The 14,492-nt window shown below is 43.2% G+C and carries 14 protein-coding genes; 5 read left to right on the top strand and 9 right to left on the bottom strand.

Annotated features, from left to right (window positions below; genetic code table 11):
• The first annotated feature begins 96 nt into the window (after nt 1-96).
• Nucleotides 97-1,002 (top strand): endonuclease/exonuclease/phosphatase family protein, encoded by a 906-nt coding sequence (locus tag OCU48_RS15690; protein WP_141344753.1) that lies wholly within the window; start codon nt 97-99, stop codon nt 1,000-1,002.
• Between the two features lie 60 nt (nt 1,003-1,062).
• Here the strand turns inward: OCU48_RS15690 and OCU48_RS15685 are convergent, their stop codons facing one another.
• Genes OCU48_RS15685 through OCU48_RS15675 form a run of 3 tightly spaced genes read right to left on the bottom strand, consistent with a single transcriptional unit; the run spans nt 1,063 to nt 2,254 of the window.
• Complete coding sequence (locus OCU48_RS15685; protein ID WP_141344752.1) at nt 1,063-1,482, bottom strand: YeeE/YedE family protein; 420 nt, start codon at nt 1,480-1,482, stop codon at nt 1,063-1,065.
• 4 nt (nt 1,483-1,486) lie between these two features.
• Nucleotides 1,487-1,909: a YeeE/YedE family protein gene (locus OCU48_RS15680; RefSeq protein WP_141344751.1), complete on the bottom strand. Its 423-nt coding sequence runs from the start codon at nt 1,907-1,909 to the stop codon at nt 1,487-1,489.
• 15 nt (nt 1,910-1,924) lie between these two features.
• On the bottom strand, nt 1,925-2,254 hold the full coding sequence (locus OCU48_RS15675; protein ID WP_244312247.1) for an ArsR/SmtB family transcription factor: 330 nt from the start codon (nt 2,252-2,254) through the stop codon (nt 1,925-1,927).
• Between the two features lie 172 nt (nt 2,255-2,426).
• On the opposite strand from OCU48_RS15675, the gene OCU48_RS15670 reads away from it, so the two are divergent.
• Nucleotides 2,427-4,130 carry an FAD-dependent oxidoreductase gene (locus OCU48_RS15670; RefSeq protein WP_141344749.1) on the top strand — a complete coding sequence of 568 codons (1,704 nt, stop codon included), beginning with the start codon at nt 2,427-2,429 and terminating at the stop codon, nt 4,128-4,130.
• 479 nt (nt 4,131-4,609) lie between these two features.
• Nucleotides 4,610-7,381 carry a glycoside hydrolase family 3 protein gene (locus tag OCU48_RS15665; protein WP_141344748.1) on the top strand — a complete coding sequence of 924 codons (2,772 nt, stop codon included), beginning with the start codon at nt 4,610-4,612 and terminating at the stop codon, nt 7,379-7,381.
• Between the two features lie 100 nt (nt 7,382-7,481).
• Here OCU48_RS15665 and OCU48_RS15660 read toward each other — a convergent pair whose 3' ends face one another.
• Nucleotides 7,482-7,865: a thiol-disulfide oxidoreductase DCC family protein gene (locus tag OCU48_RS15660; RefSeq protein ID WP_141344747.1), complete on the bottom strand. Its 384-nt coding sequence runs from the start codon at nt 7,863-7,865 to the stop codon at nt 7,482-7,484.
• Nucleotides 7,866-7,934: 69 nt separating this feature from the next.
• Entirely contained in the window at nt 7,935-9,026 is a 1,092-nt protein-coding gene (locus OCU48_RS15655) for a ketoacyl-ACP synthase III (RefSeq protein ID WP_141344746.1), read from the bottom strand.
• 154 nt (nt 9,027-9,180) lie between these two features.
• On the opposite strand from OCU48_RS15655, the gene OCU48_RS15650 reads away from it, so the two are divergent.
• On the top strand, nt 9,181-9,369 hold the full coding sequence (locus OCU48_RS15650) for a DUF2986 domain-containing protein (RefSeq protein WP_141344745.1): 189 nt from the start codon (nt 9,181-9,183) through the stop codon (nt 9,367-9,369).
• A 97-nt stretch (nt 9,370-9,466) separates the two neighbouring features.
• Entirely contained in the window at nt 9,467-10,135 is a 669-nt protein-coding gene (locus OCU48_RS15645) for a YoaK family protein (RefSeq protein WP_141344744.1), read from the top strand.
• A gap of 82 nt (nt 10,136-10,217) precedes the next feature.
• Here OCU48_RS15645 and katG read toward each other — a convergent pair whose 3' ends face one another.
• The 4 genes from katG to OCU48_RS15625 all read right to left on the bottom strand — a co-directional run bounded on the left by katG (nt 10,218) and on the right by OCU48_RS15625 (nt 14,481).
• Complete coding sequence (katG, locus tag OCU48_RS15640; RefSeq protein ID WP_141344743.1) at nt 10,218-12,380, bottom strand: catalase/peroxidase HPI; 2,163 nt, start codon at nt 12,378-12,380, stop codon at nt 10,218-10,220.
• A 191-nt stretch (nt 12,381-12,571) separates the two neighbouring features.
• On the bottom strand, nt 12,572-13,063 hold the full coding sequence (locus OCU48_RS15635) for a LabA-like NYN domain-containing protein (protein WP_141344742.1): 492 nt from the start codon (nt 13,061-13,063) through the stop codon (nt 12,572-12,574).
• A 64-nt stretch (nt 13,064-13,127) separates the two neighbouring features.
• The gene (locus OCU48_RS15630) at nt 13,128-13,796 is read right to left on the bottom strand and encodes an HAD-IA family hydrolase (protein WP_371859080.1); all 669 of its coding nucleotides are present in this window, start codon (nt 13,794-13,796) and stop codon (nt 13,128-13,130) included.
• A gap of 130 nt (nt 13,797-13,926) precedes the next feature.
• A complete protein-coding gene (locus OCU48_RS15625; protein WP_141344740.1) occupies nt 13,927-14,481 on the bottom strand; it encodes a hypothetical protein in 555 nt (184 codons plus the stop codon).
• Nucleotides 14,482-14,492 lie beyond the last annotated feature (11 nt).

Below are 14,492 nucleotides of genomic sequence, written 5' to 3'. Positions count from 1 at the left end.
TCCTCATAACAAAAAAAATCACATAATTTTTCCAGAAAAACTTGCATTTTTTGAAGTGCTTTTGGAATGGGCAATGGAAAGGAAGAGCGAATTTAGATGCTAGAAAAACTTAAAAAACCACTTGCATATACATGGATAATGTTGCTGTTTTCATTGTTCTCGTGCAGTGCATATGCAACCAATGTAAAACTCTCGAGTTGGAATATCGCCTGGCTATCCACGCAGAGTTATCCACAATTCTCTGAAAGTAACAGGAGTATCGAAGACTTCTCTACTCTGTCTCGTTACTTTAATAAAACCGACGCCGAGGTACTCGCATTTCAGGAAGTTGATAGTGTTGCCGCTATTGCGCAAGTCGTTGGGACTGATTACCAAATCATTTTATCTGATCGCGCGCTCGATAAAAATTCTCACCGACAATTTAACGAGATCAACCAGTACACAGGATTTGCGATACACAAATCGCTGACCGTTCATAACCAACCAGATATTGATTTAAACGCTACCCACAATGGGAAACTTCGTTTTGCCAGCTATATAGTTATCGATAGAAGCAACAACAAACCGAGTCTGCACATCCTTTCTGTTCATCTTAAGGCAGGCTGTCAGGGGGTAAAACGCAACAATCGGTCTTGTAAACTCTTAGAACAACAAGGAAAGATGCTCAACCAATGGGTTAGAGACCGACAAAGTAACGGTGATTCTTTTGTCATCATGGGGGACTTTAATCATAACCTTGCTTACCGTGGTGACTGGTTATGGGAGATACTTACACAGGAAACAAACAATGCGGTTCTCGCATCGAAAGATACCAATGCTAGGTGCGAAGTTCGTTCTAACAAGAACCCTAATCAAACTCATAAATTCCGTAATCTAATAGATCATGTGGTTGTGAGCTCTGATTTGGCATTCTCGAAGCCCTCTCAAGATGCTTTCTCAAGAAATGATGTAATTCGCTATCAATTGAGTGATCATTGTCCTTTGTCATTCTCTATTGAGTAACTTACCTAAACGCCCTCAATCGAGGGCGTTTTAGATTGACCTAGAACGTCGGTAAAAAGCTCAGTTAGAAGCTCGGTTTACGCGCCCACCAATGTAGAAACCGCCAAGCATCGCTATTAAAAACAACCATGCTTGAACATTTCCTACTCCTAATGAAGAAACAACGGGTCCAGGACAAATGCCCACTAAACCCCAACCGAGACCAAATAAACCGGCTCCAACCAGCAAGCGGCTATCGATAATTTGATTCTCGGAGACTGAGAATGTTTCTGCCGATAAAGGTTTCGTTTGCTTTTTGATTACTAAGAAGTAAGTAGGCAAGAAGACGACTAAACCACCTCCCATTACAAATGCTAGACTTGGATCCCAGTTGCCTGCGACATCCAAAAATCCAATGACTTTTACCGGATCAACCATGCCTGAGATAGCCATACCCAGACCAAACAATACACCCGCTATAATCGAGATAAACTTAAACATATTCTTACCCCACTAAATGCAAGCGAACAAATACAGTAATACCTGAAACCAACATGAATACACAAGTCGCGATAATTGAGCGTTTAGATAAGCGCCCTATTCCGCAAATACCGTGGCCTGAGGTGCATCCATTGCCGATTTTAGTACCTATACCTACAAACAACCCGCCAAGTAATAACAACAATAAATTAGTGTCGTACTGCGTTGGGATGTGAGCGCCAAAAGCTTTTGCACCGAGAACGCCGCCAATGACCATGCCAATAACAAACAACCAGCGCCAGCCTCTATCTCCTGACTCATTTTTCATAAGACCAGAGACAATGCCACTGATGCCGGCAATCTTGCCGTTAAAAAGTAATAACAACGATGCAGAAATACCTAAAAGCATTCCCCCGAACAACGAGGACCAAGGAATTGTAAACTCCATAATCATCTCCCTCAATTAACAGTAAATTTGATACAAAGACTTTATAAGTTGCTCTACTTGCTTATTTTTAAGCGAATAAAACACTTTCTGCGATTCTTTTCTCACGTGCACAAGTTCGTTATCTCTCAACACTTTAAGATGCTGAGACAATGCAGATTGATTGAGTAGAGAACCTTTCTGGAGTTCTGATACTCCTCTTTCACCCTCAATCAGTTGGCACACAACCATCAAACGTTCAGCATGGGACAAGACCTTCAAAACTGACGCAACGTTATCGGCTTTTGCTTTTATATCATGCAGATCTGATGCATCTGGTTGCGCTTGGCTTTGATTATTATCTATCAAGATTCATACCTATGATTCAATTGTATGACTGGAGATAGTTTAAACAAATCTCTTTATTAGTCAATGCTAATTTAGCACTTGCAAATTTAGACTGGTTAATATTAGTATTTACTTATTAAAGTGGTACAGTAGCCACAGCCGATCAATCGAAAACAATTTTGGAGCAACAACAATGACTAAGATCCTTATCGTAGGCGGTGTGGCAGGTGGCGCGTCTGCTGCTGCTAGAGCACGTCGATTAAGCGAAGATGCAGAAATCATCATGATTGAGCGAGGAGAATTTGTTTCTTTTGCCAATTGTGGTCTTCCTTATCATATCGGAGGTGACATCACCGACCGAAGCAAGCTTCTTTTGCAAACGCCAGAAAGTTTCTTAGCACGATTTAACGTCGATGTACGTGTTATGAACGAAGTTGTTGCTATTCAGCGTCAAGACAAAACCGTCACTATAAAAAATCTGATTGATGGTAGCGAATACATAGAAAGCTATGATTTTTTACTGTTAAGCCCTGGGGCAGGACCTATCGTTCCTCCTATAGAAGGTCTGAGTAACCCACTCACCCACTCTTTGCGAAACATTCCAGATATGGATCGCATCATCAACACTCTTAAGATGAATAAAGCAGAGCATGCCACCGTTGTTGGTGGTGGGTTCATAGGTCTAGAGATGATGGAAGCGTTTCATCAACTCGGAATCAAAACCACGTTGATAGAAATGGCAGACCAGGTAATGACTCCAGTAGATCGTGAAATGGCAGGCTTTGTACATACTGAAATTCTAAACAAGGGCATTGACCTAAAACTAGGTGTTGCACTTCACTCTGTTCAACACATACCCAATCAACATATTGCAAATACTGAAGCTGGTGAAGCTGAATACCATCAGCACTTACAAGGTTCATTGAATCTGAAACTTAGCAATGGCGAAGAACTCGCAACTGACATTCTAATCATGGCTATTGGTGTTAAACCGGAAACTACCCTAGCAGAGCAAGCAGGGCTCAAAATAGGACAGCTAGGTGGCATCTACACCAATGAATCGATGCAAACCAGCGACCCTTATATCTATGCTGTGGGAGACGCTGTAGAAGAAAAAGATTTTGTTACAGGAAAACAAACCTTAGTGCCCCTAGCAGGCCCCGCCAATAGACAAGGCAGAATGGCCGCCGATAATATGTTAGGTAGACAAGAAACCTATCAAGGAACTCAAGGCACTGCAATTTGTAAAGTTTTTGACTTAGCCATTGCGTCTACCGGTAAAAATGAGAAGCAGCTTGTACGAGAAAACATAAATTACGAAAAAGTGTATGTACATGCCGCAAGCCACGCGAGCTATTACCCTGGTGCAGAAATCATCTCTTTCAAAATGCTGTTCGACCCTTCTACGGGAAAGGTTCTGGGTGCCCAAGCAACAGGTAAAGACGGAGTTGATAAACGAATTGATGTGATGGCTGTTGCCCAGCGTGCTGGTATGACGGTTGAACAACTGCAACACTTAGAGCTGACGTATGCTCCCCCTTACGGAAGTGCCAAAGATGTCATCAATCAAGCCGCATTCGTTGCCAACAATATAGTTAAAGGTGATTCGACTCCCATTCACTTTGACCAAGTCGATAACTTATCTGCTGATCAACTCTTACTCGATGTTAGAAATCCAACCGAGCGAAAAGATGGGAACCACATTCACGGTGATATCAATATTCCAGTAGATCAACTTCGCCATAGAATGCATGAGTTGCCGAAAGACAAAGAGATTGTAGTTTACTGTCAAGTTGGTTTACGCGGTAACGTTGCGTATCGCCAGTTGGTTAACAACGGATTCAAAGCGAGAAATCTGATTGGCGGATTTAAAACTTATAAGACAGCAAATGTTTAGTCTGTAGTATAAAAGATTTCCACTAACAGCCCGTAGAGTGACAGGCTTAACTTACATAAATCTATACGACAGTCGTCCCCGAGCGCTTTTATCGGGGACCTCATTACAAACATAGCTTCCCACTTAATACATGTAAAATGAAGCTCACAACTCACATATTCTGCGAACAACAACAGTATTATAATTGCTCACGAACACATTTTTCTTTTCCGTTCTAGGCAATTACGAGAGCAAGATCCCCTTATCAATACGCACAATGAGAATGATTTCACACTATTGAACTTTCTTACGCACAAGCTCAGTTTTGTTATTTACACTGCCAATAAATCAACAAAACCTTCCAGATAATTCATCATGGGGGGGAAAACTAACGTGGAACATTTTCTTTTCAAGCAAAAAAGAAAGCGCTTTCTTTCTAGATTGCACCAATTAAAAGTGTTCTAAAAATTGGCCCATTAATAGGTTTATCGGATAACTTTATGCAAACAGAACAAATACGCATTGCACAGAAAAACTTAGTTCCAGTCAGTCGCAAGGCTGCTGGTGAAGGCATTGTATTACTAGAGAATCGTCAAAATACGCTTCCCCTTTCATCGGAAGATACCGTTTCTCTATTTGGTCGTTGTCAGATTGACACCTATCGAAGTGGCACGGGTTCGGGTGGCGCAGTGAATGTGCCTTACGCAATCAATGCGTTAGAAGGCCTTCGTGCAAATAAAGGCGTTACCATCAATGAAGAGCTCGTCGCCGTTTACCAAGATTGGATTGCAGAAAACCCATTTGACGATGGCGGCGGTGGCTGGGCTGCAGAACCTTGGTTCCAACATGAAATGCCTTTGTCAGACGACATAGTTAAGACAGCTGCTTCTAAATCAAACAAAGCCGTGGTCTTCATTGGTCGCACAGCTGGTGAAGATCAAGACAATGCAAACGAAGCAGGAAGCTATAAGCTAACTGACCTTGAACTTGCCATGGTAAACAAGGTCAATGCCTTCTTTGATAACGTAATTATTGTAATGAACGTTACTAACATTATGGATATGTCTTGGCTAAACACCGCTGATCATAAAGATTCTATTACTGCTGTACTTTACAGTTGGGCTGCGGGTATGGAAGGTGGGCATGCCCTTGCTGACGTATTATCAGGGGATATTGCTCCAAGCGGACGACTAACCAATACTATTGCGTATAAATTATCGGACTACCCTTCTGATGCTAATTTCGGTAGCAAGGTTTGTAACCAATACCAAGAAGACATCTATGTCGGTTACCGCTACTTTGAAACCTTCAACAAGGACGCAGTTCAATACCCATTTGGCCATGGTCTTTCTTATACCAGTTTCGATCGTGAGTGCACCTCTTTCAAAGTTGAGGGAGCTGGCATTGACACAATCCTAACCTTTGACGTTAAGGTCACTAACACTGGTTCACAATACAAAGCTAAAGAAGTTGTGCAGCTTTATGTTGAAGCTCCGCAAGGTAAGCTCGGTAAGCCTGCACGCGTATTGGCTGGTTTTGGTAAAACTTGCGAGTTGGAAGCTGGACAAAGTGACACTGTGACAATATCAGTCGCGTTAAGCACACTAGCTTCATTTGATGACAATGGCATTACAGGTAAGGCTCACGCGTACGTACTTGAAGCAGGATCATACCAGTTTTACCTAGGCGAAAGTGTTCGCAAAGCAACGCTTATTGAAGCAAAACTTAATTTATTAGAACTGCTAGTCGTCGAGCAACTTGAAGAAGCAATGGCGGCAATACAACAGTTTGAGCGCCTTAAGCCTAGTACAATTTCGAACAACGGACTTTACGAAAAAGCGTATGAACCTGTACCTCAGCGCACAGTGTCTCTAGCTGACCGTATTGCAGAAAACATGCCTACTACCTATCCAATCAGCGGAGATAAAGGCATACGCTTAGCTGATGTTAAAGAAGGCCGAGCTACTCTAGAAGAGTTCATTGCACAGCTTAGCCTTGAGCAACTAGCAACTATCGTGCGCGGTGAAGGCATGTGTAGTCCTAAGGTAACTCCAGGAACAGCGGCAGCATTTGGCGGCGTAAGCGATAGCTTGTTTGAATTAGGTATCCCAACGGCAGCCGCTGCAGATGGTCCTTCTGGTATCCGTATGGATAGCGGACATAAAGCCTCTCAGGTTCCAATCGGTACTCTGCTGGCTTGTACATGGAATACACCTCTTAACCATGAACTGTTTAAGCTTGTGGGCGAAGAGATGCAAGCAAACCTTATCGATACCCTGCTTGGTCCTGGCATCAACATCCATCGCCATCCGCTCAATGGCCGTAATTTTGAGTACTTCTCAGAAGATCCGTTCATGACGGGTATTATGGCGGCTGCACAAACTCGTGGTCTTAAGGTTGCTGGTGTTTCAGGAACTATCAAGCACTTTGCAGCAAACGATCAAGAAACCGCGCGCGTAGATTCAGATAGCGCAATGTCTCAGCGTGCATTACGTGAAATCCACCTTAAGCCATTTGAAATGGCAGTTAAGCTTGGTGATGCAACCACTATCATGACGTCTTATAACCCAATCAATGGGCACTGGGCAGCGTCAAACTACGACCTAAATACTACCATCCTCCGCGGCGAGTGGGGTTACAGTGGTATTGTGATGACCGACTGGTGGGCGAAAATGAATGACTGTGTTCTTGCAGGAGAAGAGTCTAAAACCTTTACTTCGTTCATGGTTCGCGCTCAAAATGATCTATACATGGTCGTTGAGAATGACACAGCTGAAACTAACGGTATGGGTGACAATACTATTCAAGCGGTAGAAGACGGCACTCTGACCATTGGTGAGTTACAGCGAAGCGCGATGAACATCTGCCGCTTCATTATGGATGCACCGGTTATGTCTCGTCCGCTTAAGAAGTACGAACCCATTAAACCGTTTGCACCACAAGCGAAAATCTGTGAAGACGCAATTTCTGTTACACAGCCAATTGAGTTAAACACAGCAGAAAATGTGACTAAAACGATCAAGATCGAAACAGCAGGCGAATACCACTGCTCAGCGGTAGCGAATTACGATAGAAATTCACTGGCGCAATCTTCTTGTAGCATGCACTTGAATGGCTTGTTCAGTATGTCGTTCCCAGTGAATGGCACTGAGGGCAAAAGCGTCGATGTTGACGGTTTGACCGTTAAGCTTGAAGCGGGAACTTACGAAGTTCACATTAACTTTGTTAAACGTGGACTGATGCTTGAAACGTTAAGCTTTACAAAGCTATAACTGACAGATGAAAGCTATAAGCTATAAGTTGCAAGCTGCAAGCTATTAAAAAGAGAAAGACTGAGCGCTCCCCGTGTGTCTCAGTCTTTTTTATGTTTGGCTACTTCAATCTGCAACTTTCGCAGCGTGAAGAACCGGTCAGCCAACGTGAGATTGAATAGCGATTTTTGGCGAACCATAGATAAATTTTGTCACACAACGGGCGCAGGATTATCCAGCGTGTCGGCGCGTAGACCCATCCTTTTCCTACTCTACTCCATGCCTGATAGGTTACATCCAACCCAAGTAACAGCTTCCCTTCTTCGTTCAATGCATGCAGCATCACTGAGGCCTGTTTGGCATCTATATACGGATAATCAGTAAAATTTTGATCGTGAATATCGACCAGTAGCAGTTGGTTTGACTCATCGTGTTTTTTAAGAGAAGTCATTTCCTTAACGCACAACGGACAGGTACCGTCGTAGAACAGGGTGAATTGACCCATATTTTCCTCTATCAGGTGTGAGTGACAATACTCTTCATACGCAATAGCTAAAAATATAGGTCATAGATCTTAACCGCGAGTTGGGTTGTTCTTGCAATGTTCGATAGCCTGCTCAAGAAGCTCTAGAGCGGTTTTATCACTTGCTGGCAACGCAGCTTCACTTTCTCTTATTGGCGTGACACGCTGACCCCAACGAATTCTACCTGCTCCCCAAGTAAGTCCAGCGCCGAAGGCAGCCGTTAAGATCTCAGCGCCTGGCTTGATCGCGCCCTGCTCTGCCGCCTCGCAGATAGCAATAGGTACAGTTGCAGCCGATGTATTGCCATAGTTTTGGATGTTAATAAAAGCTTTTTCTTGTTCGATACCGGCCAGATCACAAAGAGTTTGAATAATTCGAACATTCGCTTGATGAGGAATCACAAGATCAATCTTAGCGGTAGATAATTGAGCTTCAGTTAACACATGTTGGGCTGCGCTTCCCATTCCTTTTACTGCTCGTTTGAATATTTCACGCCCTACAAAATTAAACTCAAAATAGCCGTTATCAGAAGCAAACCTTTCCATTGAGGTACCAAAGCTTGGTACTGCTAGAATATCTCTTCCTTCAGAGTCACAACCTAATTTACTTTGCAGCAAACCTACTTCTTGTTCTGTCTCAGAAAGAACCACTGCACCCGCCCCGTCTCCAAATAGAACCGCGGTATCACGTTGCGTCCAATCAATGAAGAAGCTGAGTCTTTCAGCACCAATTACTAAGACATGTTTGTAGGCACCGGCCTGAATCATACGTGTCGCAGTCTCGAGACCATATACAAATCCAGTACAAGCTGCATTAAGGTCAAAAGCAGCCGCTTGGAAGGCACCTAAGTTATTTTGAACCTTGGATGCGATATTAGGAATTAAGGTATCGGGAGAACACGTCGCCACAATAATAAGGTCAAGATCACTTGCTTGAATGCCCGCACAATCAATGGCTTGCTGAGCGGCAACGGTCGCGAGATCTGAGGTTTGCACATGACTGATTCGTCTTGCTGATATCCCCGTTCTTGGCTTAATCCACTCGTCTGAGGTTTCAAGAAATGTACTAAGGTCATCGTTGGTCAATACTGTTGGAGGAAGACACTTTCCCCAACCAGAGATTTCTGCAAACTTCTTCGTCATACTACCTACTCGTTACAATCATTATTGGTCAAATCAGTATACTTCATTCAACCGACACAAATAACGATTAGCTATAGTTAATTCACTGCTTAATATCACCAAAATTAATAGAATGTGGTAGTCTTAGCTCCGTTAAGCTAAACAAGGTTAAAAAATGAACCGCAAGAAGAAAATCAATCAGATCCTAAAAAAGAAAATTAAGAAGCAAAACTCCAAGCTTCACAGCTCAAATAAGCCAAAATATATTTCAAAAGCTGAGCGAGAAAAAATGGAACTTGAAGCGGAGCAAACTGAAGTTTCTGTCGATCAAGAGCCAAAAGACCAAGAGTCTTCAGCAAGCTAGAACCCTCTCACATATCGGTTTTGACTCTTGAGGTGTTGGATATTATCCAGCACTTCACTTTGTCGTTTTCCAAAGATATTTAACCAGGAATTAGATCGTGATTTCTCGATTACCAAAATGGGTGGAAGTGGGTGCTTTCATTCTGGCGTTGGTAGCAGGCTTTGTTAATTCAATTGGCTTACTAGGTTTTGAGCATCAGTCTGTTTCACACTTGTCTGGAACGGCAACACTGCTCGGTATTAGTGTTATCAATAGCTCTTTTAGTCATGTACTAAATTTGTTGGCTGTTTTGCTTTCGTTTATGTTCGGCTCATCAATCGCAGGATACTTACTTCATAGCTCTACGTTAAAGCTAGGAAGGCATTATGACTCGGTACTTTTTATAGAGTCTCTGTTCTTGTTTATCGCACTTGGGCTTCTTTCATCTGGCAACTTCTCTGGATTGTACTTTGCATCAGCGGCCTGTGGCTTGCAAAACGCTATGGCGACTACCTACAGCGGTGCCATAGTTAGAACCACTCACGTTACTGGTATTTTTACCGACTTAGGGATAATGCTAGGTAAGCTGTTTAGAGGGGAACCACTAGATAAACGAAAAGCGAAACTGTTTATCTACATAATATTGGGCTTTATATCTGGGGGAACAGCAGGTGTACTGTTGTACGCGAAGTATCAATTTATGTCTCTATTAGTCCCTGCTACCGCCTGTTTTGTAATTGCGGTTATTTATAAGTTTTATTCAAGGCAACACAAGCCTTTAACTTAATAAATTTAAAGCCCCATAGCGGTTTCACTATTCATAGTAGTTTCACTATGGAGCTTTGTTTCTTGGTTGTACTAGGTCGAGCTTATAGTAGGTCGAACCTGTCTGCATTCATAACTTTGACCCACGCCGCTACGAAATCTTCCACAAACCTCTCTTTACTGTCGTCTTGCGCGTACACCTCAGCATAAGATCTCAGTATGGAGTTAGAGCCAAACACTAAATCAACTCGTGTTGCAGTCCACTTAGTATCCCCGCTACTTCTATCACAAAGCTCATAGAGCCCATCTTGTCTCGGTTTCCAAACATTGTTCATATCAGTGAGATTAACAAAAAAGTCGTTACTTAACGCGCCCACATTATCAGTAAATACGCCGTGAGAACTGTTCGCATAGTTTGTACCAATAACGCGCAGCCCACCGACTAACACTGTCATTTCGGGAGCCGTGAGACCCATTAGTTGGGCTCTATCCAGCAATAGCTCTTCTGATGTCACCACATACTCTTGTTTTTGCCAGTTTCTGAAACCATCAGCAACAGGCTCAAGCACTGCAAAAGATTCTGTATCCGTCATCTCACTGCTCGCATCACCACGACCCGGTGTAAATGGAACCTTGATATCAAACCCTGCAGTCTTTGCTGCTTGTTCAACGCCCACATTACCCGCGATAACGATAGTGTCGGCAATACTGGCACCGGAGTCACTGGCAATTATCTCAAGTTCAGCCAATACCTTAGCAAGCTTACTAGGCTCATTGCCTTGCCAATCTTTTTGTGGTGCTAATCGAATTCGAGCGCCATTTGCTCCACCTCGTTTATCTGAGCCTCTAAAGGTTCTTGCGCTGTCCCACGCTGTGATCACTAATTCAGAGACACTTAGCCCACTCTCTAAGATCTTCGATTTCACAGAGCCCACATCATAGTCAGTCGAACCACCTGGGATGGGATCTTGCCAAATCAAATCATCAGAAGGGACATCCGGGCCTAAATAACAACTCTTTGGCCCCATATCTCTATGCGTTAACTTAAACCAAGCTCGAGCAAATACCTCATTGAAGTACTCTGGATCATTATGAAAACGCTCTGAAATTTTTCTATACTCTGGATCGATTTTCAATGCCATATCTGCATCGGTCATCATTGGGTTGTAACGAATAGTGTCATCTTCAACATCGACTGGTTTATCCGCTTCATCAATATTGACTGGCTCCCACTGCCAAGCACCTGCTGGACTCTTCGTTAGCTCCCAATCATAAGTGAATAACAGGTGAAAATACCCGTTGTCCCACTGAGTCGGATACGTTGTCCATGCCCCTTCAATTCCGCTAGTGACGGTGTCACGACCAACACTACGAGATTGATGATTCATCCAGCCAAGTCCCTGCTCTACCACATCAGCACCTTCAGGCTCAGCACCTATTAGCGAGGCGTCTCCATTACCATGTGCCTTACCCACAGTATGGCCACCAGCGGTTAGGGCTACTGTTTCTTCTTCATTCATTGCCATTCGTGCAAACGTCACTCGCATGTCTTGCGCAGTTTTCAATGGGTCGGGATTGCCATCTACCCCTTCTGGATTCACATAGATAAGGCCCATCATTACCGCCGCAAGTGGGTTTTCTAGATCGCGCTCTCCTGAATAACGGCTACTCTCCGTACCACTTGGCGCAAGCCACTCTTTCTCTGATCCCCAGTAAATATCCTTCTCTGGGTGCCAGATGTCTTCTCGACCAAACGCAAAACCATAGGTTTTAAAGCCCATGGATTCATAGGCCATATTACCTGCAAGGATCATTAAATCAGCCCAACTGATTTTATTGCCGTATTTTTGTTTAATCGGCCATAACAAGCGACGAGCTTTATCTAGATTGGCATTATCCGGCCAAGAATTAAGCGGAGCAAAACGCTGATTACCGGTACTCGCACCACCGCGTCCATCGGCGATTCGATAAGTCCCTGCCGAGTGCCAAGCCATACGGATCATTAGACCGCCATAATGGCCCCAATCTGCCGGCCACCAATCTTGACTCGTGGTCATTAGAGCCTTCAGATCGTTTTTTAAAGAGGTTACATCGAGGGATTTAAGTTGCTCTCGGTAGCTGAAGTCTTGACCAAGAGGACTGGTTTTGGAATCGTGTTGATGAAGAATATCGAGATTAAGAGCCTTGGGCCACCACTGTTTCTCTGACCTTTGCTGATAGGTAACAGCTCCATGCATTACGGGACATTTACCTTGTTTAGCTGTCATATCTAACTCCTTGATTTTATATTTAATAATGGCAATAGGAATTAGATTGACGGCTTAAGTCTTGCTACCTTTAAAACATCAACACTAGGTTCTATTGCGCGTTGATATAAAGGTAGGATCAAACCCCAAAATATACTAATACTTAAGGGCTATATATTTGATAGGTAAAAACAATGACGTTGTGATCTGGGTTATCGTAGCAAGGAGTCTTGAATGGCAATGAACTCTGTCGCAGATTCTTTTAACGCATTTGCAGTCAGTTGAGGTACACCTAACACAACAACATGACAGTTATAGCGCTCAGCCACGTGCTTAACCAACAATTCAAAATCACCATCTCCAGAAAGCAGGATAATCGTATCCACTTCAGAAGCTCTTTCCATGATATCAATGGTAATCCCCACATCCCAATCGCCTTTGGCACTGCCATCAGAACGCTGAATGTAAGGCTTTAACTTAACTTCAAATCCAATACCTCGGAGGATATGATGAAACTGTCGTTGTTTAGGGTCATGACTTGCTATTGCGTAGGCTTGTGCAGAAGCGATCTCTCCATACTCCATCGCCAATGCCCAAAAAGCGTTGTAATCAAAATTCCGACGATACGCATCTCGGGTGGTGTAATAGATGTTTTGCACGTCCGCGAAGATGGCAACACGGCTTTTAGAATGGGCTTGATTCATATTTGGTAATTATCTCAATAGATTAAGTTAAAGAGTATACGTGAATAATGCCCTTTACCTACGTCTAAATATGATACTCAAGAGGCGGCACATCAGCGCAGTATTCTAGAACTTCAGAAAGGTCACTGATACTCATTGCGCCTTCTGCACTCCATTTAGGAGACAAGGCATTAGGTCGGTAATGAAGGGTGGTAATGTTAGCGGCTACACCTGCGCGAATACCTTGCAATGTATCATCAACAAACAAGCAGTCTTTCGCACGAAATCCCATACGCATTGCTGCATATTGGATAAGATCGGGTTCTGGTTTCCAGCTATTTGCGTCAAAAGCACTGAATATAGCACCTTTGAAATAGTCAGATAAGCCACTAATTTCAAGTGTGTATTCTAGTTTGCTACGAGGGCCATTTGACACGACACACACCTCAATGCCATGTTGCTTGAGAGTGTCCAAAACTTTGACTGCATTCTTGCAAGGCCTAAGCTGATCTTGAAACAGAACCCTCGTTTTTTCTCTATACAAAGGTTCGAGCTCGTCTATATCGACTTTAACACCAAGCCGTTGACTGGTTTCCATCAGTATGTCTGCGAGCTTACCGCCATTAAAATGACTGAGAGCTTCATCCATACTAAGCTGTGCGCCGTAGCAGTTAAAGACGCTTACTAACGCCTGACAGCATAATTTTTCGCTATCAACCAACGTACCTTCACAGTCAAAAATAACACACTTCATTAATTTGCTTTCCATAGCATCTAATTGATTGTGTTTACGTTTATAACGAACAACTGCTAGCAGTGGGAAAAGCAGTACTTCTTACTGTTAACTGTGTCCTTGTTTGTTTGCGATTAACCGACTTAGATCACTAAACGTAGTCATATACTTGTGCAAACACTTGGCATTGTTGTTCGACTTGATTTAGTTCATTATCAAAAAGATCCAATATAGTGGCGATTTCGACGTCTTGCGTTAGGTTAGTTTCCAATAACAGGTCAGACACTAGCACAGTATCCGAACTGATAGATACGATACACACACCAACGACCTCCGAACCATCAAATCCGATACACAATGAATGGGCACCTTGATCATCAAGAATAATCTGAGCTAAAAACTCCTGTAGATACTCTCTGGACGCTTCGGGAATGTCGCTATGTGACGCTGTAAAACGAGCAAATAGTACTGTGAGTTTATGAAAATCAGCTCTCAACCAGTCAGTGTTACTCGCCACTTGTGTTGAACCCGAAAATGAATTTACCTGCAAACTAAACTCACTAGACTTCTCAATGAGGTCCAGATAACACGCTTTTCCCAAGACACTTTCTCTCGTAGGGTAATCCACGTCTATCTGAGACAAAAGCCATTGGTTCTTCTGCTGATGTACATGCTCAACATTAGTTGTGGACGCTTGGTTACTCATAGTCATGCTCA

The organism is Vibrio inusitatus (genome assembly GCA_024346935.1).
GTDB classification, from domain to species: domain Bacteria; phylum Pseudomonadota; class Gammaproteobacteria; order Enterobacterales; family Vibrionaceae; genus Vibrio; species Vibrio inusitatus.
This window is presented reverse-complemented; position numbering and strand designations above follow the sequence as displayed.